Annotated in this window: 20 protein-coding genes and 1 pseudogene; 11 read left to right on the top strand and 10 right to left on the bottom strand. The window is 61.7% G+C overall.

Going from position 1 to position 22,514, the window contains the following annotated elements; genetic code table 11:
* Positions 1–49: 49 nt before the first annotated feature.
* Positions 50–1,069 (top strand): UDP-glucuronic acid decarboxylase family protein, encoded by a 1,020-nt coding sequence (locus OH764_RS20535; RefSeq protein ID WP_498850549.1) that lies wholly within the window; start codon positions 50–52, stop codon positions 1,067–1,069.
* Here OH764_RS20535 and OH764_RS20530 read toward each other — a convergent pair.
* Entirely contained in the window at positions 1,048–2,796 is a 1,749-nt protein-coding gene (locus OH764_RS20530; protein ID WP_498850548.1) for a RecQ family ATP-dependent DNA helicase, read from the bottom strand. The genes OH764_RS20535 and OH764_RS20530 overlap by 22 nt on opposite strands.
* 108 nt (positions 2,797–2,904) lie before the next feature.
* Positions 2,905–4,114 (bottom strand): annotated as a pseudogene (locus OH764_RS20525) (zinc-dependent alcohol dehydrogenase).
* A 204-nt stretch (positions 4,115–4,318) separates the two neighbouring features.
* Here OH764_RS20525 and OH764_RS20520 point away from each other — a divergent pair.
* A complete protein-coding gene (locus tag OH764_RS20520; RefSeq protein WP_498850547.1) occupies positions 4,319–4,576 on the top strand; it encodes a hypothetical protein in 258 nt (85 codons plus the stop codon).
* 138 nt (positions 4,577–4,714) lie between these two features.
* Here OH764_RS20520 and OH764_RS20515 read toward each other — a convergent pair whose 3' ends face one another.
* From OH764_RS20515 to OH764_RS20490, 6 genes are all read right to left on the bottom strand, one after another.
* Entirely contained in the window at positions 4,715–5,326 is a 612-nt protein-coding gene (locus OH764_RS20515) for a hypothetical protein (protein WP_498850546.1), read from the bottom strand.
* Positions 5,327–5,417: 91 nt separating this feature from the next.
* Entirely contained in the window at positions 5,418–6,587 is a 1,170-nt protein-coding gene (locus OH764_RS20510; RefSeq protein WP_498850545.1) for a zinc-dependent alcohol dehydrogenase, read from the bottom strand.
* Positions 6,588–6,732: 145 nt separating this feature from the next.
* On the bottom strand, positions 6,733–7,035 hold the full coding sequence (locus tag OH764_RS20505) for a hypothetical protein (protein ID WP_498850544.1): 303 nt from the start codon (positions 7,033–7,035) through the stop codon (positions 6,733–6,735).
* A complete protein-coding gene (locus OH764_RS20500) occupies positions 7,032–7,406 on the bottom strand; it encodes a phage holin family protein (protein WP_027777664.1) in 375 nt (124 codons plus the stop codon). Before OH764_RS20500 ends, OH764_RS20505 begins: the two co-directional genes overlap by 4 nt.
* A 107-nt stretch (positions 7,407–7,513) precedes the next feature.
* Positions 7,514–7,798, bottom strand: coding sequence for a CsbD family protein (locus OH764_RS20495; RefSeq protein WP_498850543.1), 285 nt, complete (start codon positions 7,796–7,798; stop codon positions 7,514–7,516).
* A gap of 377 nt (positions 7,799–8,175) precedes the next feature.
* Positions 8,176–8,376 carry a hypothetical protein gene (locus tag OH764_RS20490; RefSeq protein ID WP_498850542.1) on the bottom strand — a complete coding sequence of 67 codons (201 nt, stop codon included), beginning with the start codon at positions 8,374–8,376 and terminating at the stop codon, positions 8,176–8,178.
* Positions 8,377–8,765: 389 nt separating this feature from the next.
* On the opposite strand from OH764_RS20490, the gene OH764_RS20485 reads away from it, so the two are divergent.
* From OH764_RS20485 to OH764_RS20460, 6 genes are all read left to right on the top strand, one after another.
* A complete protein-coding gene (locus OH764_RS20485; protein WP_498850541.1) occupies positions 8,766–10,805 on the top strand; it encodes a TonB-dependent receptor plug domain-containing protein in 2,040 nt (679 codons plus the stop codon).
* Between the two features lies 1 nt (position 10,806).
* A complete protein-coding gene (locus OH764_RS20480; protein WP_498850540.1) occupies positions 10,807–11,337 on the top strand; it encodes a YfiR family protein in 531 nt (176 codons plus the stop codon).
* Complete coding sequence (locus OH764_RS20475) at positions 11,334–13,268, top strand: putative bifunctional diguanylate cyclase/phosphodiesterase (RefSeq protein ID WP_498850539.1); 1,935 nt, start codon at positions 11,334–11,336, stop codon at positions 13,266–13,268. The genes OH764_RS20480 and OH764_RS20475 overlap by 4 nt, the downstream gene beginning before the upstream one ends.
* A 90-nt stretch (positions 13,269–13,358) precedes the next feature.
* Positions 13,359–13,811, top strand: a complete 453-nt coding sequence (locus OH764_RS20470; RefSeq protein WP_498850538.1) for a MarR family winged helix-turn-helix transcriptional regulator — start codon at positions 13,359–13,361, stop codon at positions 13,809–13,811.
* Positions 13,812–13,840: 29 nt separating this feature from the next.
* Complete coding sequence (locus OH764_RS20465) at positions 13,841–14,404, top strand: cysteine hydrolase family protein (RefSeq protein WP_498850537.1); 564 nt, start codon at positions 13,841–13,843, stop codon at positions 14,402–14,404.
* A 52-nt stretch (positions 14,405–14,456) separates the two neighbouring features.
* Positions 14,457–15,797 carry an MFS transporter gene (locus OH764_RS20460; protein WP_498850536.1) on the top strand — a complete coding sequence of 447 codons (1,341 nt, stop codon included), beginning with the start codon at positions 14,457–14,459 and terminating at the stop codon, positions 15,795–15,797.
* Positions 15,798–15,803: 6 nt separating this feature from the next.
* Here OH764_RS20460 and OH764_RS20455 read toward each other — a convergent pair whose 3' ends face one another.
* Positions 15,804–17,327 carry a CoA-acylating methylmalonate-semialdehyde dehydrogenase gene (locus tag OH764_RS20455; protein WP_498850535.1) on the bottom strand — a complete coding sequence of 508 codons (1,524 nt, stop codon included), beginning with the start codon at positions 17,325–17,327 and terminating at the stop codon, positions 15,804–15,806.
* A gap of 326 nt (positions 17,328–17,653) precedes the next feature.
* On the opposite strand from OH764_RS20455, the gene OH764_RS20450 reads away from it, so the two are divergent.
* The gene (locus tag OH764_RS20450) at positions 17,654–19,066 is read left to right on the top strand and encodes an MFS transporter (RefSeq protein ID WP_498850534.1); all 1,413 of its coding nucleotides are present in this window, start codon (positions 17,654–17,656) and stop codon (positions 19,064–19,066) included.
* Between the two features lie 19 nt (positions 19,067–19,085).
* Here OH764_RS20450 and OH764_RS20445 read toward each other — a convergent pair whose 3' ends face one another.
* Complete coding sequence (locus OH764_RS20445; protein WP_498850533.1) at positions 19,086–20,156, bottom strand: hypothetical protein; 1,071 nt, start codon at positions 20,154–20,156, stop codon at positions 19,086–19,088.
* 171 nt (positions 20,157–20,327) lie between these two features.
* Here OH764_RS20445 and OH764_RS20440 point away from each other — a divergent pair, with 171 nt between their 5' ends.
* Complete coding sequence (locus OH764_RS20440) at positions 20,328–21,239, top strand: LysR family transcriptional regulator (protein WP_498850532.1); 912 nt, start codon at positions 20,328–20,330, stop codon at positions 21,237–21,239.
* A gap of 131 nt (positions 21,240–21,370) precedes the next feature.
* The gene (locus OH764_RS20435) at positions 21,371–22,513 is read left to right on the top strand and encodes a DSD1 family PLP-dependent enzyme (RefSeq protein ID WP_498850531.1); all 1,143 of its coding nucleotides are present in this window, start codon (positions 21,371–21,373) and stop codon (positions 22,511–22,513) included.
* Position 22,514: the final 1 nt, after the last annotated feature.

Raw genomic sequence — 22,514 nt, 5'->3', positions numbered from 1 at the left:
TGGGCGCGGCTTGCGCCGGACAATCGTAAGACGACTAGGACCACGCAACATGAAAGAACTCACCCGCAAGCGGATTCTGGTCACAGGCGGCGCCGGCTTTCTCGGCTCACACCTGTGCGAGCGGCTCGTGACGCAAGGCCACGACGTGCTGTGCGTCGACAACTTCTATACGGGCACGAAGGACAATATCGCGCATCTTCTCGATTGCCCGAACTTTGAGCTGATGCGTCACGACGTGACATTTCCGCTCTATGTGGAAGTCGACGAGATCTACAACCTCGCCTGCCCTGCGTCGCCGATTCACTATCAGCATGACCCGGTACAAACCACCAAGACGAGCGTGCACGGTGCGATCAACATGCTCGGACTCGCCAAGCGTGTGAAAGCAAGAATCTTCCAGGCGTCGACGAGCGAAGTGTATGGCGATGCGCTCGTACATCCGCAGAAAGAAGACTACTGGGGCCACGTGAATCCGATCGGACCGCGCTCCTGCTACGACGAAGGCAAGCGCTGCGCAGAAACGCTCTTCATGGACTACCGCCGTCAACATGGCCTTTCCATTCGCATTGCGCGAATCTTCAATACGTATGGGCCGCGCATGCATCCCGCCGATGGCCGCGTGGTGTCGAACTTCATGATGCAGGCGCTGCGCGGCGAGCCGATCACGCTCTATGGCGACGGCTCCCAAACGCGTTCGTTCTGCTACGTGGACGACATGATCGACGCGTTCATCCGCTTGATGAACACCGCCGAAGACCCCGGCGGCCCGGTCAATCTCGGCAATCCGCACGAAGTGAGCATGCGCGAGATCGCGCAACGGATTGTGGCAATTACGGGCTCCAGTTCGCCGCTTGAATTGCATCCGCTGCCGACCGACGACCCGTGGCATCGTCAACCGGACATTTCACGCGCGCGCGAGCTGCTCGGCTGGCAGCCCAAAACCTCGCTCGACGACGGACTCAAAGAGACCGCGCGCTACTTCCGCGCGCGGATCGAGGCAACGTCGGAAGCGACGGCCGACGTTGCCTCGATTGGGGCGCATACGGATCAGCGCCCCGCCCTCACGTAACTCGCCAGAAACGTGCGGGTGCTGCCGTCGGGGAACTGCACGGCCACCTGCTCGCCGCTCGCCAGCGCGACCTCACCGGCGCCATAGCGCGGCACGCGCACGGCATCGCCCGGAGTCCAGACGCGTGGTTTGCGCGCATTCTCGCGCTTGCGCTGTGCGACTTCATTCGCGTGCGTTTGCGGTGCGACGATAGCGTCGGGCGCCATGTCGATTTGCGGCGGATTCACGCAGTTGTCGCAGACGCCGCAGCGCTCGGCGGAAGGCGAGTCGCCGTAATAGTCGAGAATCGCGCGCCACCGGCATTGACCCGTTTGCGCGTAGTCGATCATCTGCTGCAGCGTTTCCCTGTCGTGCGCGCTCATCTGCTCGAATTTCGCCGCGGCATTGGCAACCGCGTCGCGCGCGGATTCCTTCGCGCCCTCGCGGCTTCGCAGACGATAGCGACGCTGCCGGTCGCGGCCGGCCACGCGGGCGTCGACCAGCATGTTCAACGCGACTTCCAGCTTGCCCGCACCGACATCCGGCAATTCCTGCTTGAGCGCGGCCAGCGTGACGCCCTTCGGTTCGTCGCCAATACGCGCGACAAGCGTGTCATATACACGCTGCGCGAGTTCGACGCTCGGATAGCGTCCCGCGAGGAAGAATTGTTGAATACGCCGGTCGTTCAGATCGAATAGCAGCACGCAATCGGCGGGCTCGCCGTCGCGGCCCGCGCGTCCCGTTTCCTGATAGTAAGCGTCGAGGCTGCCGGGAATCTGGTAATGGATCACGAAGCGTATGTCCGCCTTGTCGATGCCCATGCCGAACGCGTTGGTTGCGATCATCAAACGGGTGGCGCCCGACATGAACTGCTCCTGCGCCTCTTCGCGAGCGTCAGCCGCCATTCGACCGTGATAGCGCGAGACCGACTCGCCTGCCTCAGTGAGCCAGCCGTAAATGCGATCGACGTCGCGCACGGTCGCCGCGTAGACGATGCCGGTCCCGCTAAGCGATGCAATCAGCTTCGACAATTGCTCGCGCTTCGCGGTCACGGCGCGTGCCGCGCCGTCTTTGCCGCCCGCCGTGCTGACCTGCACGACGCGATAGCGCAGATTCTCGCGATACGTGCCCGTGCGAACCACACGCGGTTCGCGCAATGCAAGCGAGTGCACGATGTCGTCGAGCACGCGTGGCGTCGCGGTGGCAGTCAACGCAAGCACCGGCGGCTGCCCGAGCGACTTAACCGCAGCCGCGATCTGCAGAAACGCGGGGCGAAAGTCGTGTCCCCATTGCGATACGCAGTGCGCCTCGTCGACCACCACTAGTCCGACGCGGTTTTCGGGGCGCGCGCGCAACGTCTCGATGAAGGCCGGTTGCGCGAGGCGCTCCGGCGTGACGAACACAATGCCGCTCTCGCCTGAAGCAATCCGCTCCAGCGCTTCGCGCTCGGCGCGACTACGCAGCGTGCTGTTCACGAGTGTGCAGTCAATTCCAGCGGCAACCAGCTTGTCGGCCTGGTCTTTCATGAGCGCGATCAGCGGCGACACGACGAGCGTCGTGCCCTCGAGATGCAGCGCCGGCAACTGATAGCAAAGCGACTTACCCGCGCCGGTCGGCATCGTGGCAAGCGTGTCCTTGTGTTGCAATACGCTGCGGATAATGTCCTCCTGACCGGCGCGCAAGCGCACGATACCGAACATGTCACGCATGGTCTTGCGCATGCTGCGAAGCCGTTGGTCGACTGTCATGGTTGGAAACAAGCGTCCTTGCGGGCGTTTTCGCCCGCGGTTGTAGTGAGATGAGTGTGAAAGACGATGTGAAAGACGAAACCCGCGCGCAGCCGCGTAACCCGCCGCTCACGGTTGCAGCTTGACCTTGATCCAGCCCGGCTCGCGATTGTCGAACGCGCGATATGCCTCGATCGCGTCGGTAATCGGCTCGCGCTGCGTCAGCACGGCAAGCGGATCGAACGAGCCGTTACGCACGATCTCAACAAGATGCGGCGTAATCGCGCGGTGATTGCAGTTGCCCATGCGCACGACAAGATTGCGGTTCATTGCTTCACCAATCGGAAAAACGCGGTCGTTCGGCGGATACACGCCGATGATCGACACGGTGCCCGCTTTCGCCACCGCTCTGACCGACCACGTCAATACTTGCGACGGTCCGCTGCCCGGACGCCAGTTATCGCCATCGGGGTTCGTATCGGGCGCAATCTCCTTCACTTCCTTGTCGAAGGCCTGTTGCTGGTCGCGCTCTTTCTGCGCGGCCGGGCCGTGCTCGGCACGCACCGCGTCCACGCCCACTGCATCGATCACGCGATCCACACCGATGCCGCCGGTCAGTTGCAAAATCATGTCGACCGGATCTTCCTCGTCGAAATTAATCACTTCTGCGCCTTGCGTGCGAGCCATGTCCAGCCGCGACGCTATGCGATCCACCGCAATCACGCGGCCGGCGCCCATCAGCTTCGCGCTCGCAATGGCAAATTGGCCCACCGGACCCGCTCCGAACACCGCGACCGTATCGCCGGTACGAACGCCCGCGAGCTGCGCGCCGAAATAGCCGGTGGGAAAGATATCGGAGAGCAGGATCGCTCGATCGTCGTCGATTTCGTCGGGCAAACGGATCAGGCTCGCGTGCGCCAGCGGCGTGCGCGCGTATTGCGCCTGCAGACCCTGGAATGGGCCGGTCGTTTTCGGTCCACCGAAGAATGCTGTGCCGGCGCTCGCGCCATTCGGATTTGCGTTGTTGCATTGGGCCGTGTAGCCCGAGCGGCAATACGAGCAATATCCGCACGAGATAGTCGACGGAATCAGCACGCGATCGCCTTGGCGCAGATTGCGCACACTGCGGCCCACTTCCTCGACGATGCCGATTCCTTCATGACCGAGAATCGTGCCCGGCACCATGCCGCCCAATGTGCCGCGCACCATATGCAGATCGGTGCCGCAAATCGCGCTCGACGTGAGACGTACGAGCGCGTCGGTAGCTTGTTCGAGTCTGGGATCGGGAACATTGTCGAGACGGATGTCCCCCAATGCCGTGAAATACCACTGCTTTCATCTGCACTCTCCTTCTCTCAGGTCTGACAGCGTCGCGGCCCATGGCTGCCTGCATCGAAGCCCGCGTTGAATTCGCGTGCCTTGTCACGGCGCAGCAATCCGCGTGCAACGCTCCATCTGAAACATCGCCTGCGCAGCGGGTATCCCTTTTGCTCGATTTCGATGTGCGTGAACGAAGCGTCAATCAACCTGAGAGGAGAAAAGCATGAACCAGGAACCGTCCGATCCGGTGGAACGCGCGGACCAGCGGCGCGAGAAACTGGGTGATGGAGACGTCAAGATCAAGTCCGACGGCACAGTGGAAGAGCGGGAGCATGGAAGCATCGACCCGACTCTGGTTCCGAAGGGAAAAGAACACCCGTCTGAAGGGCCGTACACCCCTGAGCACGATCACGTGGATCCCGATCTCGAACCGGGTGGCGCCGAAGGCCATCCAACCAGCAAAGACGATCTGTCAGCGTGACGCTGTTCGCGTGTCGCTCGCGTAGCAGACGATCTGCAAAGACACCGTGCAAGACAAGCCGATATAGTGCGCAAACTTAACGCTAAATGAAGCGTACCCGCCGTCGGGAGGGTACGCCTTCTACGCTGATGCGAACGCTTATGCGGCGCCCGTCGCGCGCCCCGCGCGCAGGCGCTGACCCGTCGCCGACGACTGATCGCCGCGCGTATAGGGCGCTAGCGCATCCGGCGTGCGCATGTCGCGTGGCGTTTCAAAGTCTGCGAGCGCGGCGCCTCGCATCTGCTCGGGCGAGCTGGAAAAACCGGTGCGATCACCATAGTCCGCCGACGGCAAACGCGGCGCACCTTCCACGCAATTGGCGGCATACACGTCGAGCGCCGTGACGCAGGCCACGTTCACGGCCGCGGCGGCCGCCCGTTGCCGGTCACGTGCGCTCCACTTGTTCGACGTCAGCGCCAGCGTGCCAAGGTCGAGCGCATCGCCGCCTACGCGCGCCCACAAGAATGGCCGCGGATCGCGCGACGCCAGTATGCCGACGCCGCACGCAAGTTCGCGCAAACCGTAGAAGCGCATGGTGCCGGGTCCTGTCTCGACACCTGCCACGCGGGCCATCATGCGCGGCGCGACCAGTTCAGCAAGGCCAAGCGCAATGCTGTACCACCCAAGGCCGCGCGCGATCGAATCCGGTTGCGGCAGTCGTTCCTTCAGAGCGCGAACGCTCTCCTGCTTCGGTTCAGTACGAGAATCCATTTACATCACCTTCATTCTGGGGAGCCACGTCAGCGCAGCTCACGTGAAATAACAGACAGCGCCAGTGTCGCGACGATCACTGCCCGACGCGTCAAGATTTGAGCACGACCTTGATGCAGCCGTCTTCCTTGTCGCGGAACGTCTTGTACATGCGCGGGCCTTCATCGAGCGAAACCGTGTGCGTGATGACGAACGACGGGTCGATCTGCTTTTCCTGGATTCGCCGCAACAGATCGTCGGTCCAGCGGTTGACGTGCGTCTGTCCCATGCGCCATGTCAGGCCCTTGTTCATCGACGCACCGAACGGAATCTTGTCTACCAGACCGCCGTAGACGCCCGGCACCGACAACGTTCCCGCAGGACGGCAAACGTAGATCATCTCGCGCAGCACGTGCGGCCGGTCGGTTTCGAGCATCACGGCCTGCTTTGCGCGGTCATACATCGCGTCTACCGAACGCGTTGCGTGCGATTCCATGCCCACAGCGTCGATACATTTTTCCGGCCCCTTGCCGCCCGTCAGTTCCTTCAACCGTTCGAGGACGCTCTCTTCCTTGAAGTCGATCGTGACGGCGCCGCCCGCGCGCGCCATCGAAAGGCGCTCGGGGACGCAGTCGATCGCAATCACCTGCTTTGCGCCGAGCAGCACGGCGCTGCGAATCGCCATTTGCCCAACCGGGCCGGCGCCCCAGATCGCGACGGTATCGGTGGGCTCGATATCGCATTGCACCGCAGCCTGCCAGCCGGTCGGAAAAATGTCGCCGAGGAAAAGCACCTGCTCGTCGCTCAGACCGTCCGGGATCTTTACATGCGTTTTGTCCGCAAACGGCACGCGTACGAACTCGGCCTGCCCGCCAGGATAGCCGCCCGTCAGATGCGTGTAGCCGAACAGGCCCGCCGTGGTATGGCCGAACATCTTGTCGGCAATGTCCTTGTTGCGATTACTCCGCTCGCACACGGAAAAGTTGCCGCGTTTGCATTGATCGCATTCGCCGCAGATTATGGTGAACGGCACGACCACGCGGTCACCCACCTTTAGCGCGCTGTTCTCCTTGCCGACTTCCACCACCTCGCCCATGAACTCGTGGCCCATGATGTCGCCGGACTCCATGCCGGGCATGAAGCCGTCGTAAAGATGCAGGTCGGAGCCACAAATCGCGCAACTCGATACCTTGATGATCGCGTCGCGCGGGTGTTCGATCTTCGGATCGGGCACAGTGTCGCAGCGGATGTCTTTCTTGCCATGCCATCTAAGCGCCTTCATATATCCTCCACACTGAACGGTTCAACTACTCGCGGGTGAAACGCGAACACTTGCGCATCCGGCGTGCCGCGCGGTCTCGTACCGCGCGATAGTCGCCGCATCGCAGGTGGAGTCGATGGCGCCGGCATGAAAGCGTCAAATCGCGCTAGCGCTGAAACACACTGCGCGCGGTCCTCGTGAGCCACGCCATCACGCTTGTGCGTGCGAGCGTTCCAATCGCTTTGCGCGGTCCGAGAAGCACGGCCGCAAGACCGGCCGCGAGCACCAGTGCCAGGTAAGGCGTGTCAGCGAGAGAAGTCATTGCGTTGACGGCCGGCACACCCACTATCGAGGTTCGCCGAGGCGTGTGCAGTGCCAGATTTGCGGACAGCAGGCGCGCTCGAGAGGCGGCCATGCGCTGAAGGATCGCCGCGCGGCGTTCCTGATGCCAGGCTTGATCGTGTTTCATTTCAGGGCGTCCTTCAGGGCTTCCAGGTCATGGGACACTTCGTCGCGCAGCACATGCAACGGCTCGACGGGCTTCTGGGCCTTCATCATCGCGAAGGTGGCGATCGATATGACGAGCCACGCGGCCGCAACACCCCACGCAACGGCAATGACGTACGGCGTGTTCCATGCCGTCACGATGATGGCCACGCACAGGAAAGAGAGGGTGAACATGGCAGCGACCGCCAGCACGACCATCGCGATGACTTCGCGCACCAATCGCCCTTTCGCCTCCTCCAGTTCGAGTGCCAGAAGTTCGGCGTAGTCCACCGCCCGACTCGAACAGAAACGCGCCACGTTGCGCCACTGGCTCACTTTGGTATGTATCGACATCCTGTATCTCCCGCCAGCAATTGCCGTCACGGGCGCTCGCCACCGGTTACGTCAACCGGCGACGAGCGCTTGATCCGACGATGCAATCGACTCTGTGTCAACCGTATCTAACGGTAATCCCTGTCGCCACGAACATCGCGTGCGGTTGCCGAGCGCAGCGCGCCGAGAATGAAGCCCGCGGCCGCCGCAATTGCGAGCGCGGTGAACGGCCGCTCGGTGGTCGTCTCGCGCACGACGTCCGCGAGATCCGCCCACACCTGTTGAGCCTTGCCGCTTAGTTCGCGGGCGGTGCCGGCCATCTGGGTCCCGGTGTCGCCGAGCATCTCGCCCGCCTTCTCCTGCACCTTGCCGCCTATTTCCTTCACTGCCCCTTCCACTTTTCCTGTTTCCATGTTTGCTCTCCGTGGTTTGCGCGCACGAGGGTGCACAGCACTGGCCGCGCAGCCGGAGCCCCGGCATGCGTTGTCGACACGCCGCAAGAAGCGCGCCGCGTGAACGCCCGAAGAGAACTCACCGGCAGTAGATGGGAGTGAGCCGAAGAAAGCCGGCGCGCAACAGAGAGGAACAGGGAAGAGAACGGCGGATGCGGAGAGAGAAACGGCGGATACAAGCGAAGTACGAATAGCGCATCGCGCATATCGAGAGCATCGAGCCTGTGCCCGACGTCAAAAACGCGCCGCTACATGGACGTGCGTGTTGGCGCAACCAGGGTAAGTCATGACGCGCGCCTATGCGTTGGAGGCGCGCGTTTCAGTGTCGGACGACTGGCTTAACCTTGCGGCAATGCGCCGTTGAGCAGGCGCTGCAGTGTATCGATTTTACGAAGGTGTACGCCCCATAGTTGCCCGCCGTCCTTGATGCGGCTCAGACGGTCATGCCAGTAGGAGAGCGGAAAAGCCGAATTGTCGCTAGCACTCGCATGCGAGCGTACGAGAACCTGTTCGATATGGGCGAGATCACGTTCGATCATCGCCTGTCGCATGGAGCCGAGAGTTCTGGAATTGAAAGTTTGTTGCATGACGGTTAGGGCTGCGGTAAAAACGGCTATTACAGCAAGCCGCGTGCCGCGACTTCACACGGCCTCCGTTGGATACCGCCGAAATCCATGCGCCACGCGCTATTCGACGATCTGGAAAAGCTTATGCACGCGGCATGTGCCTTCGGATTTTCGCGCCATGCATGGCCCAAACGGTTGATATCCCTCTTCCCTTTTTACAACCTCAGCCTTGTCCAGGGCTGCCGTGAAATTAGCCAGCGCTCAACGCGGCGGCTCACGCCGATTCAAGCTTCCCTTGCTCGCGCCGATAACAAGCATGTGACGATCCACTTTGAAGGAGCGTTCCCGATTTACCGGCTGTCATGGTTCCAACTACGCGCGCTTCTTTTTTCCTTTCTCAACGCCTGGTCGCTTGTTCTGTCGCGGGACTGGCAACGCTCTGTTCGCCGGCAGCTTTCGCCGGTAACGAGCCTCGCGCGAGCGCAGCTTCGTCCCCGGACACCGAGGAGTTGGCGGCGATGCCATTGGAGGCGCTGATGCAGGTCACTGTCAGCACGGCGTCACGTTTCGATCAGTCGGTTACCGATGCACCAGCCGCCGTGGTCGTTCTTACCGCCGAAGACATCAGTCAGTTCGGCTGGCGGACGCTTGCGGATGCGCTCGAGTCGTTGCCGGGCCTGTATGTGACGAACGACCGCTCATATGAATACCTCGGCTCGCGCGGCTTTCAGCGTCCTGGCGATTACAACAGCCGGTTCCTGCTGCTGATCGACGGCATGCGTACGAACGACGGCGTGTACGGTCAGGCACCCATCGGCACGGACTTCCCGCTCGACATGGATCTGGTGAAGCGCATCGAGTATGTGCCGGGCCCGGGTTCGGCGATGTACGGCGCGAACGCGCTTTTCGGCGTGATCAACGTGATTACGAAAACCGGCAGCGATCTGGCGGGCGCGGAAGCCGCCGTCGCGGTGGGGAGCTACGGCGAGAAAAAGGCGCGTGCTTCATACGGCTGGCATGGTGCGCACGGAGCCGACATTCTTGTTTCCGCGACGTCGTATGGACGCAGCGGTCAGGATCTGTACTACCCGGCATTCGACACGCCCGAGCAGAACAACGGCGTCGCCAACCGGCTCGACTACGACCGCGCGCAGAGCTTCCTCGGCAAGGCCGCATACGGCGATTTCCGGCTGACGTTCATTTACGGAAACCGCACGAAGGGCGTGCCCGATGCGCCGTACGGCGCGGTGTTCAATGCGCCCTTCAGCGTGACGGACACGCGAAGCTATCTGGATCTCTCGTATCAGCATTTGCTTGCCGATGGCGTGACGCTGTCATCGCAGGTGTACTGGGGCCGCTACGACTACCAGATGCCCTCAGTCTATGGTCCGCAACCGTATGTGGCCAATGTCGACGGCAGCCACGCGCTCTGGTACGGCGCCGATGTGCACGCGACCGTGTCGTCGATCGACAAGCATCGGATCGTGATCGGTACGGACTTCACCAGAGACGCGCGTCTTAACCAGTACAACTATAACGTCGACCCGTATTCGCAACTCCTCGACGACCACCACAGCGGCAACCGCGCCGGTGTCTATATCGAAGATGAAATCACGTTGCCCGCGAATTTCACGCTGAATGCGGGCTTGCGTTACGACCAGCAGACGGCCTCGGGCGGCAACCTGAGTCCGCGCATCGGGCTCGTCTACAAGCTGACTCCGCGCGATACATTCAAACTGCTGTACGGCGAGGCCTATCGCGCGCCGAACGCATACGAGATGTACTACACGGTAGGCGGCGCCGACGGCCAGTTGGGTAATTCATCGCTGAAGGCAGAGCACATCGCGACGACCGAACTCGTATATGAAAGAGCCGTGTCCGCCACGGCCCGCGCGACACTCTCGCTGTTCCAGTACAACGCGCGCGAACTGATCACGACGACACAGCAGAGTTCCGGTCTTTATATCTTCCGCAATGTCGATCGCGCCACCGCGCGCGGCGCGGAACTCGCCTATGAACAGCAAATGGCAGGCACGCGGGTGCGCGCCAGCTATTCGTACCAGATAGCTCACGACTCCAACACCGGGGCCGCGCTCCAGAACTCACCAAAGCATCTCGCGAAAGCCAATGTGGCCGTGCCCTTCTTCGCGAATGCGCTGGTATCGGGACTCGAAGTGCAATGCACGTCCACGCGACTGGCCGCGGTCGGCGAAACCGGCGGTTTCTGCCTCGCGAACCTCACGCTGAGTTCGCGCCGGCTGATTCGCGGTGCGGACCTGTCGTTTTCCATTTATAACCTGACCGATAAACGGTACGCCGACCCAGTGGGTCCGGGCTTCACCCAGGAGACAGTTGCGCAGCAAAGCCGGACCTTCCTGTTCAAGGCCGTCTACGGGTTCTGACATGAATCGCGTTCGCATCAGGACCATAGCGGCGTGTTTCGTGTTCGCGTCGCCGCTGATCGTGCAGACATCGGTCGATGCACAGGTGGACCTGTCCGCCCTCGAGGCGGCCTACATCTTCAACTTTGCGCAGTTCACCGACTGGCCACCAGGACGCTCGGCGGACAACGTCCTCTCAGTGTGCGTGGAACAGGAGAGCCCGCTCGGTCAGGCGCTCGCCAAGCTCGACGGCAAGCGTGCGGGCAAACAGGGATGGCGCGTTCGGCCGCTGCCTCGCACGGAAAAAGCCGCCGATTGCCACCTCGTCGTGTTAACCGCAAGCACTCCATTGAGCGCGGCAGTCAAGGCGCTGCTGGCATCCGACGCGCCCGTCGTGATCGTGAGCGAGGCCGACACCGCGGAGCAAGGCTGGGTGATTCGCCTCGTGCGCGACGGCGATCATCTTAAGTTCGATATCAACGTTAGCGAGGCTTCACGCCGGCGCATCACGCTCAGTTCGAAACTCATGCGCCTCGCAAGGACGGTTCTATGAAAAGTTTCTCTGCATGGTCACGGCTTGTATGGCCACGCGAACATGTGAATCTGGTCGGCGTGGCGATCGCGCTGCTCATTTCCAGTGTCGTGCTGCTGATCTATCAGGGGCTTTCATTGCGCGCGTCGCTGACCGACGACGTCAGCATGCAGGCATCGGTGCTCGCGGAAAATCTGACGGCCTCGGCCATGTTCCGCGACCGCGAAGCGACTGCTGAAGTACTCGGCTCGCTTCGCAAGGTTCCGCATGTGGAGAGCGCAACCGTCTATACACCAGATGGCGAACTGTTCGTGCGCTATGCGCGCCCCGGGCTCAGCCACGCTGACTACGAAGAAGGCACGCTCGCGAACGTGGGCAGCTCGCGCCGTCTTTCACTCGATGACATTTTCGTCGCGGCGCCCATCATTCATAACGACCGGTTGCTCGGCAGCATCGTGGTCGTAGCGACGACTGACGCGATAAAAACGCAGGTTGCCCAGTACGGCTGCTTTCTCGTCGGCGCGTCGCTGTGTTCGGTGTGGATTGCATCGCTCGTCATGAAGCGCATGCGCGAGCGTGTGTCGCGCGCGGAGAAAGACCTCGAATATCTTGCTTCGACTGATCCGCTGACGGACCTGCCTAATCGCCGTGCGTTCTACGACGAACTCAAGATGCGCCTGCACAAGGCAAGCGCCGCGAATAAACGCGTCGCGCTGATGATGGTGGACCTCGACAATTTCAAGACCGTCAACGATACGCTCGGCCACGGCGCTGGCGATGAACTGCTTAAGCAGGTCGCCGAGGCGTTGCGCAACGTGGTCCGGCCTCACGATCTGGTGAGCCGAATCGGCGGCGACGAATTCGCTATCGTGCTCGGGCCCGATGCTAGCCGCGTTCGTGCACGCGCCACCGCGGGCCGCGTCGCGCGCAACCTGTCACGCCCATTCGTCCTGCTCGGCATCGAGTCGGCCGTAACGGCAAGCGTGGGGTTCAGCGTTTATCCCGAGGACACCGCCGAAATCGCGGAACTGGTCAGCAATGCGGACATTGCGCTGTATTCGGCGAAAAGCAGGGGCAAGAGCATTGCCGTCGAGTTTCAGAGCGAGATGACAGCCGAGGCGCAACGGCGCGCGCGCATCGAAGCCGAACTGCGCAAGGCGCTCGAACACGAGGGGCTCGACATCGTCTATCAGCCGCAATTCGACTGCCTTTCCGGCCGGCTGCTCGGCGCGGAGGCGCTCGTCCGTTGGACGCATCCGACGGAAGGCCCGATTTTGCCGGCCGAATTCGTTCCGATTGCCGAAAACAGCGATCTGATCGTCGCGCTTGGCCGCTGGGTCTTGTCGCGTGCATGCCGCGACGCGGCGAACTGGAATGCCGGCACGAATGCAGGCGTGCATGTGGCCGTGAACATTTCCGCACGCCAACTGCGAACCGAAGGCTTCACGGACGAAGTATGCACCGCGTTGAAAAAAAGCGGGCTGCCGGCCTCGCTGCTCGAACTCGAACTGACCGAGAGCCAGTTGATGTCCAATATGTCGGTGGGCATTCAGGCAATGCAGGAATTGCGCGCCGCCGGCGTGCGCCTGTCGCTCGACGACTTCGGCACGGGGTACTCGTCGCTGTCATACCTGCAATCTTTTCCGGTGCACAGCATCAAGATCGACCGCAGTTTCATCTGTCCATTGCCCAATGGCGGTCAGCCCATCGTCACCGCGATCATTTCGATGGCGCATAGCTTCGGCCTGCTGGTCGTCGCGGAAGGCGTCGAGTATCCCGCGCAACTCGAATGGCTGTGCGACGCGCGCTGCGATGTGGTGCAAGGCTTCCTGACCGGCCGTCCGATGCGGCTCGAACAATTGCTCGCGATCATTCGCGCGGAAGAAGAACAGACAGACACGCGTAGCAGAACGCCGGTCGCGCCGCGGCCGCACCGTGTGCCGACAACCTGAGAGACTGACAGTCCACTTGACCCGTGCGATATACGAAGGTAGCCTACACAGGTTACCTTCGTATATTCGTCTGGTTTTCAGTTGGCACACATGGGTAAGAACGATCCGCCGCTCGACTCCGATTCGCTTCACGCACTCGCCGAAGACCTGCGGGTGCTGACCGGCAAGCTGCGTCGCCGTCTGCGTGAAGAGGCGCATCTCGGCGATTTCACGCCTTCGCAGATACAGGTTCTCGGCCTGCTCGAGCGCGACGGCCCCGCAACGGTCACCGAACTCGCGCGCACCCAGGGCATGCGTCCGCAATCCATGAGCGAGACGCTTTCTGTTTTGAAAGCCGCAGGCCTCGTGAGCGGCGCCCCCGATCCGAACGACGGTCGGCAAACCGTTCTTTCGCTCACACCCGCCTTCCGTAAGAAGATCAAGGCAAGTCGCGCCGCACGCGAAGACTGGCTGTTTCGCACTATCCAGACGCGCTTTTCGGCAGCCGAGCAGCAGCAACTTGCTGCCGGGGTCGAATTACTCAAACGCCTGACCGAATCGTAACTCTCGCGCAAACCAGAACTGGAGTTCACATGGCACTGACCACGCTCGACGCAAAGACCGCACTGGTGGTGATCGACTTGCAGCAAGGCATCGTCGCAATGCCCACCGCTCATCCCACCGCTGAAGTGGTCGCACGCGCGGCCCAATTAGCCCACGCGTTTCGCCACCACGGTCTGCCCGTCGTGCTGGTGAACGTGGCGGGCGGCGCGCCGGGGCGCGCGGAACAGGCGCGTCCTACCGGCAATTTCCCCGCGGGATTTACCGACCTCGTGCCCGAACTGAACCGGCAAGCGTCGGATCATCTCGTGACGAAACACACGTGGGGCGCATTCACGAATACTGATCTCGAAGCGTATCTGCGCGAGCAAGGTGTAACGCAAATCGTGCTGGCGGGTGTGGCGACCAGCGTCGGCGTTGAATCAACCGCGCGTTTCGCCCACGAGCTAGGTCTGAACATCGCGTTTGCTGTCGACGCGATGACCGACCTGCACCTGGACGCTCACACGAACAGCCTCACGCGAATCTTCCCGCGGCTCGGCGAAACCGGCACCACGCAGGAAGTGCTCGCCATGCTCGAGCAAACGCACGCATGAGCATGCGCTGCCGGCCAGACACCATCCAGACTTTCGTAGGAGATGAATTCCGGTGAGCAGTACGTTCCGTTCGCTGCGTAACTTCAATTACCGTGTGTGGGCGAGTGGTGCGATCGTCTCCAATGTCGGTACATGGATGCAACGCACCGCGCAGGACTGGCTGGTCCTCACGGAACTCACGCAACACAATGCGACTTCCGTCGGTATCGTGATGTCGCTGCAGTTCGGGCCGCAAATGCTTTTACTGCCGCTCACCGGCTATGCGGCCGATCATTTCGACCGCCGCAAGCTGCTCTTCATCACGCAGGCGGCCATGGGCAGTCTCGCGCTCGGCCTTGGGCTGCTGACGATTACCGGCCTCGTGCAACTCTGGCAGGTCTACGTTTTCGCAGGACTGCTCGGCTGCGTGACCGCATTCGATTCGCCCGCGCGTCAGACTTTCGTGTCCGACCTCGTCGGCGAAAGCGATCTTTCCAATGCGGTCGCGCTCAACTCCACGTCGTTCAATGCCGCGCGAATGATCGGTCCGGCGGTGGCGGGTCTGTTGATCGCGTCGGTCGGAACTGGCTGGGTGTTTCTGATCAACGCGCTCTCGTTTATCGCCGTCCTCGGCGCATTGCGCATGTTGCGCGCTCGCGAGCTACATGCAAAGCCTCGAGCAATGCGCTCGCGCGGCAGCTTCGTCGAAGGTTTCCGTTATGTATGGAAGCGCCCCGATCTGAAGGCGGCGCTGCTCATGCAGTTCCTGATCGGCACGTTCGGCCTTAACTTCCCTATTTTTATTTCGACGATGTCCGTCACCGCATTCCATGCGGGCGCGGGCGAATACGGCGTGCTGAGTTCGACCATGGCGGTCGGTTCCGTCACCGGCGCGCTGCTTGCGGCGCGCCGCGCACAACCGCGCATGGCTTTGCTGCTCGGTGCTGCGGCAGTCTTCGGCGTGGGCTGCACGGCAGCTTCGCTGATGCCGAACTATGTGCTCTTCGGCGTGATGCTCGCCTTCATCGGCGTGTCGACGCAAACCTTCAACACATCCACCAACAGTCTCGTGCAACTCTCCACGGAGCCGGCCATGCGTGGCCGCGTGATCGCGATCCTGCTCGCCATTGCGCTCGGGGGCACTCCGCTTGGCGCGCCCGTGGTCGGCTGGGTCGCGGACCGTTTCGGCCCGCGCTGGGCGCTCGGCGTGGGCGCGGCGTCGGGCTTCGCCGCCGCGCTCGTGGGCTTGCTGTACCTCGTCAAATACCGGGGCCTTCGCGTGTACGTCGACGCGGGACGTCTGCGCTACAGCATTGACGAGCCGCGCCAGGCGCCACCTTATGTGAGCCCGGCGATAGCCGTACAAAACGCCGTCCTGGATGAAGCGGAAGAAGAGTCTTCATCAGGCGTGTAGCGCAAGTTACTTCGCGACCGGCATCGTGAACTCGGCACCTTTTGCGATGCTATCCGGCCAGCGCTGCATGATGCTCTTGTAACGTGTATAGAAGCGCACGCCTTCTTCACCATACGCATGATGATCGCCGAATAGCGACCTCTTCCACCCACCGAACGAGTGCCACGCCATTGGCACCGGAATGGGCACATTGATGCCGACCATGCCCACCTGAATTTGCCGGCCGAAAGCGCGCGCTACACCGCCGTCCGACGTAAAGAGCGACACGCCGTTACCAAACTCATGCGCGTTGATGAGTTCCACCGCGCTTGCGAAATCAGGCACGCGCACGACGGCAAGCACGGGGCCGAAGATTTCTTCCTTATAAATCTTCATTTGCGTGCCGACATTGTCGAACAGCGTTCCGCCAATGAAGAAGCCCGCCTCGTTCGCGACCGGATGCGCGCGGCCGTCCACGATGAGCGTCGCGCCCTCTTCTTCGCCCGATGCGATATAGCCCGCGACTTTCGCCTTGTGTTCGGCGGTCACGAGCGGGCCCATTTCGGCGTCGAGGTTCTCCCCGTTCTTGATCACGAGCGACTTGACGCGCGGCACCAGCTTTTCGATCAGCTTGTCGGCGACATTACCCACAGCCACCGCCACCGAAATTGCCATGCAGCGCTCGCCGGCCGATCCGTATGCGGCGCCGATCAACGCGTCGACGGCCTGGTCGAGATCGGCGTCGGGCATCACCACGAGGTGATTCTTGGCACCGCCGAGAGCCTGCACCCGCTTGCCGCGCTTCGAAGCCTCCGTATGAATGTACTCGGCGATCGGAGTCGAACCGACGAACGACAGGGCGGCGACATCCGGATGTTCGATGAGTGCATCGACGGCCACCTTGTCGCCGTTGACCACATTGAACACGCCGTCCGGCAGACCAGCTTCTTTCAACAGTTCTGCAATGCGCAGCGACGCCGAAGGATCGCGTTCTGACGGCTTCAGCACGAAGGTGTTGCCGCAAGCCAGCGCCACAGGGAACATCCACATGGGCACCATGACCGGGAAATTGAACGGCGTAATGCCCGCGACCACGCCGAGGGGTTGGCGCAGATTCCAGTTGTCGATGCCGCCGCCGATCTGGTCGGTGAAATCGGTCTTCAGCAGATTCGGAATGCTGCATGCGAACTCGACCACTTCGATGCCACGCACGACCTCCCCCTGCGCGTCCGTAAATACCTTGCCGTGCTCGCGCGTAATGAGCATCGCGAGTTCGTCGTGGTGCTTGTTGAGCAGTTCTTTGAACTTGAACAGAATGCGCGCGCGCTTGAGCGGCGCGGTTTCGCTCCACGCGGCGAAGGCGGCTTTCGCGGATTGCACTGCAGCATCTACTTCCTCGATCGACGCAAGCGCGACCGCCCCTGTCACCTGACCCGTCGCGGGATTGAATACTTCCTTGAAGCGGCCGCTGGTCGGGTCGACCGCAGCCCCGCCGATATAGTGGCCGATCTGCTGCACCGAAAGTTTCGCTTGTTCGTTTGCTGCGTTCATTGATTACCTCGGATTCGGGATGTGCCGCGGCATTCGGACCGGGCGGACAGACGGATTGGAGTCCGTCAACTGTATCCACGCTGCGCCGCATATTCCCGATACAGCAAAACAGAACCGCGCCTCACTGTATTGTTTTTTGTGCGGCAACTGTGCTGGGCGCACTGCGCTTGACCGGCTGCCTTTTGCGTTCTTCCGCATCGCAGCATGCCGTTGCCGCGAGCCCAGACCCCGTCGTACAAATCCTGGCTTGCATAGTTGGCGCGCCGGACGCCAAATGAGGCAGCCGCAGAAGCTGGTCACCCAAAAATCAGGTGAGGAGGCGCAACATGACAACGAATGTATCGGTGGATGATGACCGCAAGCATCGCGGGCAGGCGCGCAAGGCAACCGCCAGTGGCTGGATCGGCTCGGCACTCGAATACTACGATTTCTTCATTTACGCGCAGGCAGCGGCGCTGATCTTTCCTCAGCTGTTTTTTCCGTCCGGCAACCCAAAGATCGCGATTGTCGCCTCGCTCGCGACTTACGGTGTGGGTTACGTCGCACGGCCAATCGGTGCGTTCGTGCTCGGTCATTGGGGCGACACGCATGGCCGCAAGAACGTTCTGCTGGTCTGCATGTTCCTGATGGGCTTTTCGACGATGGCCGTGGGCTTCCTGCCCACCTACCAGCATGTCGGCTTGCTTGCACCGGCGCTGCTCGTTGTGCTTCGTCTGATTCAGGGCTTTGCGGTCGCCGGCGAAATCTCGGGCGCGAGCTCGATGATTCTTGAACATGCGCCATTTGGACGACGCGGCTATTACGCCAGTTTCACGCTGCAAGGCGTGCAGGCCGGACAGATTCTCGCTGCTGCCGTGTTTCTGCCGCTCGCCTATTTCATGGAGGAGAGTTCTTTCAATTCGTGGGGCTGGCGCATTCCCTTTCTACTGAGTGCCGTGGTGCTCGTGGCTGGCTATATCATCCGGCGCGAGGTCGAGGAAACGCCCGCTTTCGCCAAAGAAGATGCGAGCGGCGGCGTGCCCAAGTCGCCGATCGCCGAGGCGTTCCGCTACAACTGGGTGGACATGCTGCGCGTGGTCGGCTGCTCGCTGATGAACGTGATTCCCGTGGTCGCGACGATTTTCGGCGCTGCCTATGCGGTGCAGGCCGCGTACGGTATCGGCTTTTCGAAAAGCGTTTATCTATGGATTCCGGTAATCGGCAACATTGTGGCCGTGCTCGTGATCCCTTACGTGGGCAATCTGTCGGACCGGATTGGCCGACGCCTGCCGATCATTGTCGGCGCGCTCGGCGCGGGGCTTCTCTCATTTGCGTACCTCTATGCGATCAGTATCCACAACGTAGCGCTCGCGATCGTCATGTCGATCCTCATGTGGGGCATCATCTACCAGGGTTATAACGCCATATTCCCGAGTTTCTATCCAGAACTTTTTCCCACCCGCTCGCGCGTCTCCGCGATGGCGATCGGACAGAACATCGGGACGACGATTACGGCGCTGCTCCCCGCACTATTTGCGTATGTCGCGCCGCCGGGATCGCACAATGTTCCGCTCACGATTGGAGCGATCACGTTCGGCATCACGATCATTGCGGCGGTGACCGCATGGAGCGCGCGGGAGAACTACCGGGTCAAACTGTCCGATCTGGGTCAGCCGGGCGCGGTGCCGCTCGACAAGACCAGCTACGACCGGCTGAGGGCAGAAACAATGGCGGAATCGAAAAAGGCGGTGGCTTCTTAGGCAGAAGAACAATGCGCGTTTAGCGCCATTGCGCAGTCAACTCGTTAGCGAAGACCATTTTCTCGCGCACTCGTTCGATGAAGGCTGCCTCCACACCGCTTTGCGCCTTGAGAAATTTTAGCGCTGCGGAATGTACCGCGCGCATCGACCCGCCGTCTATTGCGACGATGCGCGCCGAGTTACGCCGCGTTTCCGCGACCAGATCGCGCGCGCCGCTGAAATCGGGCGACAAGCCGCTCTGCGCCTCGAAGCTTGCTCGCAGATGAGCAGTGTATTCGCGCGACTGCCCAAGCTGGTCCATGTCGATGAGCAGATCGACTCCCTGCGCCATTCGCCACCCGCAAAGAATCCACAACGCGACGAATGCGCGGTATGCATTATTGCCTTCCGCGCTGCGTGCGTACTGTTCGCAGGCCGTTGCGTAGGCGTCGTCGGATGCCGGCGTGGCGGACGGCAACTTTACATCGCACATGTCGATAACCTGCTTCACCACCGGTTCGGCACGATTCAAGCCGAGCACGCGAAAAGGCGCGGCAACAAAAAACGGATTACGCCATTGCTGGTTCAGGAGCCAGCCGGAAGCAAATTGCGAAGCAGGATTGCGCAACACACCGACGTGCATCGCGCCGGGAAAGGCGTGTCTGAGCCACGGCAACCTTCCCGAAGACCGGCAGAACTTGAACACCGGCACGCTGCCTTGCCGCGTCGAGTGCTCGCACAAGTTGCGTAAATACGCATGTAGCGCCGGGAATCCGGCATCCGGCACGCCGCCGAAACGGTCGATGCTGAATTGCCTGCTGTAGCCGGCCACGCCGCGCGCGCCTTCTTGCAGAAAGGGCGTGTACTCGTCGAAGTAAGGGGCGGCGAGCGGCGGATGCCCGGAGGTCAACGTGGGACGGCTTGCGGCAACATCTGCGAGGCTCAAATCAGCGAGTACGTTGCTGAGCGGCTCGTAAAAGCCGGCTACAGCGTCGAGCGCCCGAAGACGGGACCACACCCAGGTGCCTGCGCTCCGCCACCCAGTGTGCAGAAATACGCCCTGTTTCAGGGCACTTGTCGGCGCGGCGTCGGCCTCATGTGACAACGGCATCGGTGTTCTCTTTTAGTGAAGCGATAGCGAATCATGCTGCGCATACTGTAGCGTTTTGAGCTGTCGTCTGCGTTACACAAGCACCAGTTTACCTTTCATCCTGCACCGGCACTGGAAGCGTGCCGGCAAACGCATTAAGCTCCAGGGTCGAGGACTCAAAACAGCACCTTCATGAACGATTCCGCCGATATACGCTTCCTGCTGACCATACGCGAAAGCGGCAGCCTCGTCGCCGCGGCGCGAAAGTTGGGGCTGTCACCTTCGGCAATCACGCAGCGTCTGCAACAACTGGAGAAGAAGCTCGGTGCTCAACTGCTCAACCGCAGCGCGCGCCGCCTTCAATTTACCGAAGAAGGTACGCTGCTCTGCGAGCGCGGCGCGGAACTGGTTCGGCAATTCGATACGCTATTCGAAGATCTGCAGATGCGCCGCGGCGGCCTGGTCGGCACATTGAAAGTCAACGCGCCGCTCGGTTTCGGGCGCCGTTACGTGGCGCCCGCGATTGCCGACTTTCAGCAGCAGCATCCGGATATCGACGTCGCGTTGACGCTGTCGGACCAGCCGCTCATGGAAACGGCTGAACGCTTTGACATCGTCGTGCATATCGGCGACCTGCCGATATCCAACCGCGTGGGTTACACGATCGCCCCCAACGCGCGCTTCGTATGCGCGGCGCCCGCGCTCGTCAAACGTATGGGCGCGCCCGAGTCGCCCGACGACCTCGCCGGGCTACCCTGTATCGTGCTGCGGGAGAATAACGAAGACGTCACCCTCTGGCAGTTCAGCCGCGGCCGCACGCGCCGCAGCGTACGCGTTTCATCGCACTTGAGCTGCAACGACGGCGACGTGATCCGTCAATGGGCATGCGAAGGCCGCGGCCTGATCCTGCGTTCCGAATGGGACGTAGCGAACGACATCGCGAAAGGAAGGCTCGTGCGCTTGCTGCCCGCATGGAAGATTCCGGACGCGAACGTCATCGCGCTCACCCATCAACGTGCTGGCTTGCCCGCGCGTACGCGAACATTCATGCAGCACTTGCAGGCGAGATTCCGGCCACTGCCACCGTGGCGAATCTCGCATTAAGCCACACTGAGTCTATGAATTCGATCCGCTGAAGTTTCGCGCCGTATGCCGACTTTATAATTGGCGTCTGGTGTGCCGCTCCCACGGGCTGCGCCGTAACTTCCAAATCCCGCCCACTTCCCGGTGAAAGCATGAAACTCGACCAGATCGAAACGCCCGCGGCCCTGATCGACATCGGCCGGATGCAAAAGAATATTGCGCGTATGCAGGCGCATATGAACACGCTCGGCGTCGCGTTCCGTCCGCATGTAAAGACCACCAAATGTATCGACGTCGTGCGGGCGCAAATTGCGGCCGGCGCGCGCGGCATCACTGTCTCCACGCTAAAGGAAGCCGAAGCGTTCCATGCCGCCGGCGTGAATGACATTCTTTACGCAGTCAGCATCGCGCCTTCGAAACTACCGCGAGCATTGGCGCTGCGCCGTCAGGGCTGCAATCTCAAGCTGGTGGTGGACAACCCGACCGCGGCAGCGGCAATCGCCGCGTTCGGCGATCAACATGGCGCGACTTTCGAGGTATGGATCGAAGTAGACACCGACGGGCACCGCTCCGGCATCACGCAGGAGCACGAGAGCTTGCTCGACGTCGGCCGCATTCTGCACGAGAACGGCATGACCGTCGGCGGCGTCATGACGCACGCGGGCTCCAGTTACGAACTCGACACGCCAGAAGCGCTCGCCGCGCTGGCGGAACAGGAGCGCGCCGGCTGTGTTCGCGCGGCGAAGCGCTTGCGCGAGGCCGGCATTCCTTGCCCGCAGGTCAGTGTCGGCTCCACGCCCACGGCGCTCGCGGCCACACAGCTGGATGGCGTGACCGAGGTGCGGGCGGGCGTCTATGTATTCTTCGATCTCGTCATGCACAACGTCGGCGTTTGTGCGCTCGAGGACATTGCGCTGAGCGTGCTGGCCACCGTGATCGGTCATCAGCCCGAGAAAGGCTGGGCCATACTCGACGCCGGATGGATGGCTTTTAGCCGCGATCGCGGCACCTCGAAGCAGGCGCACGATTTCAGCTATGGTCAGCCGTGTCTGCTCAACGGCACGCCGCTTGCCGGCTACGTGGTGAGCGGCGCGAACCAGGAACACGGCATTCTTTCACCGATCGAAGAAGGCGCGCACGAAGCTAACGGCGACATTACGCAACGCTTTCCGATCGGCATGAAACTGCGCGTTCTGCCTAATCACGCGTGCGCGACCGGCGCGCAGTTCCCCGAGTACTACGCCGTTGCGCCAGACGGCCAGAGCACGCCCTGGATGCGTTTCCAAGGCTGGTAAG

Source organism: Burkholderia sp. M6-3 (assembly GCF_050858985.1).
GTDB lineage: Bacteria > Pseudomonadota > Gammaproteobacteria > Burkholderiales > Burkholderiaceae > Paraburkholderia > Paraburkholderia caledonica.
This window is presented reverse-complemented; position numbering and strand designations above follow the sequence as displayed.

What these genes read in the sequence shown, in the direction of transcription:
- OH764_RS20520 (WP_498850547.1), top strand. Translation starts at nt 4,319, where the DNA reads ATGAACCAGGAACCGTCCGATCCGGTGGAACGCGCGGACCAGCGGCGC.
- OH764_RS20470 (WP_498850538.1), top strand. Translation starts at nt 13,359, where the DNA reads ATGGGTAAGAACGATCCGCCGCTCGACTCCGATTCGCTTCACGCACTC.
- OH764_RS20435 (WP_498850531.1), top strand. Translation starts at nt 21,371, where the DNA reads ATGAAACTCGACCAGATCGAAACGCCCGCGGCCCTGATCGACATCGGC.
- OH764_RS20485 (WP_498850541.1), top strand. Translation starts at nt 8,766, where the DNA reads ATGGTTCCAACTACGCGCGCTTCTTTTTTCCTTTCTCAACGCCTGGTC.
- OH764_RS20450 (WP_498850534.1), top strand. Translation starts at nt 17,654, where the DNA reads ATGACAACGAATGTATCGGTGGATGATGACCGCAAGCATCGCGGGCAG.
- OH764_RS20495 (WP_498850543.1), bottom strand. Translation starts at nt 7,798, where the DNA reads ATGGAAACAGGAAAAGTGGAAGGGGCAGTGAAGGAAATAGGCGGCAAG.
- OH764_RS20510 (WP_498850545.1), bottom strand. Translation starts at nt 6,587, where the DNA reads ATGAAGGCGCTTAGATGGCATGGCAAGAAAGACATCCGCTGCGACACT.
- OH764_RS20480 (WP_498850540.1), top strand. Translation starts at nt 10,807, where the DNA reads ATGAATCGCGTTCGCATCAGGACCATAGCGGCGTGTTTCGTGTTCGCG.
- OH764_RS20505 (WP_498850544.1), bottom strand. Translation starts at nt 7,035, where the DNA reads ATGAAACACGATCAAGCCTGGCATCAGGAACGCCGCGCGGCGATCCTT.
- OH764_RS20465 (WP_498850537.1), top strand. Translation starts at nt 13,841, where the DNA reads ATGGCACTGACCACGCTCGACGCAAAGACCGCACTGGTGGTGATCGAC.
- OH764_RS20515 (WP_498850546.1), bottom strand. Translation starts at nt 5,326, where the DNA reads ATGGATTCTCGTACTGAACCGAAGCAGGAGAGCGTTCGCGCTCTGAAG.
- OH764_RS20490 (WP_498850542.1), bottom strand. Translation starts at nt 8,376, where the DNA reads ATGATCGAACGTGATCTCGCCCATATCGAACAGGTTCTCGTACGCTCG.
- OH764_RS20500 (WP_027777664.1), bottom strand. Translation starts at nt 7,406, where the DNA reads ATGTCGATACATACCAAAGTGAGCCAGTGGCGCAACGTGGCGCGTTTC.
- OH764_RS20445 (WP_498850533.1), bottom strand. Translation starts at nt 20,156, where the DNA reads ATGCCGTTGTCACATGAGGCCGACGCCGCGCCGACAAGTGCCCTGAAA.
- OH764_RS20455 (WP_498850535.1), bottom strand. Translation starts at nt 17,327, where the DNA reads ATGAACGCAGCAAACGAACAAGCGAAACTTTCGGTGCAGCAGATCGGC.
- OH764_RS20530 (WP_498850548.1), bottom strand. Translation starts at nt 2,796, where the DNA reads ATGACAGTCGACCAACGGCTTCGCAGCATGCGCAAGACCATGCGTGAC.
- OH764_RS20535 (WP_498850549.1), top strand. Translation starts at nt 50, where the DNA reads ATGAAAGAACTCACCCGCAAGCGGATTCTGGTCACAGGCGGCGCCGGC.
- OH764_RS20475 (WP_498850539.1), top strand. Translation starts at nt 11,334, where the DNA reads ATGAAAAGTTTCTCTGCATGGTCACGGCTTGTATGGCCACGCGAACAT.
- OH764_RS20440 (WP_498850532.1), top strand. Translation starts at nt 20,328, where the DNA reads ATGAACGATTCCGCCGATATACGCTTCCTGCTGACCATACGCGAAAGC.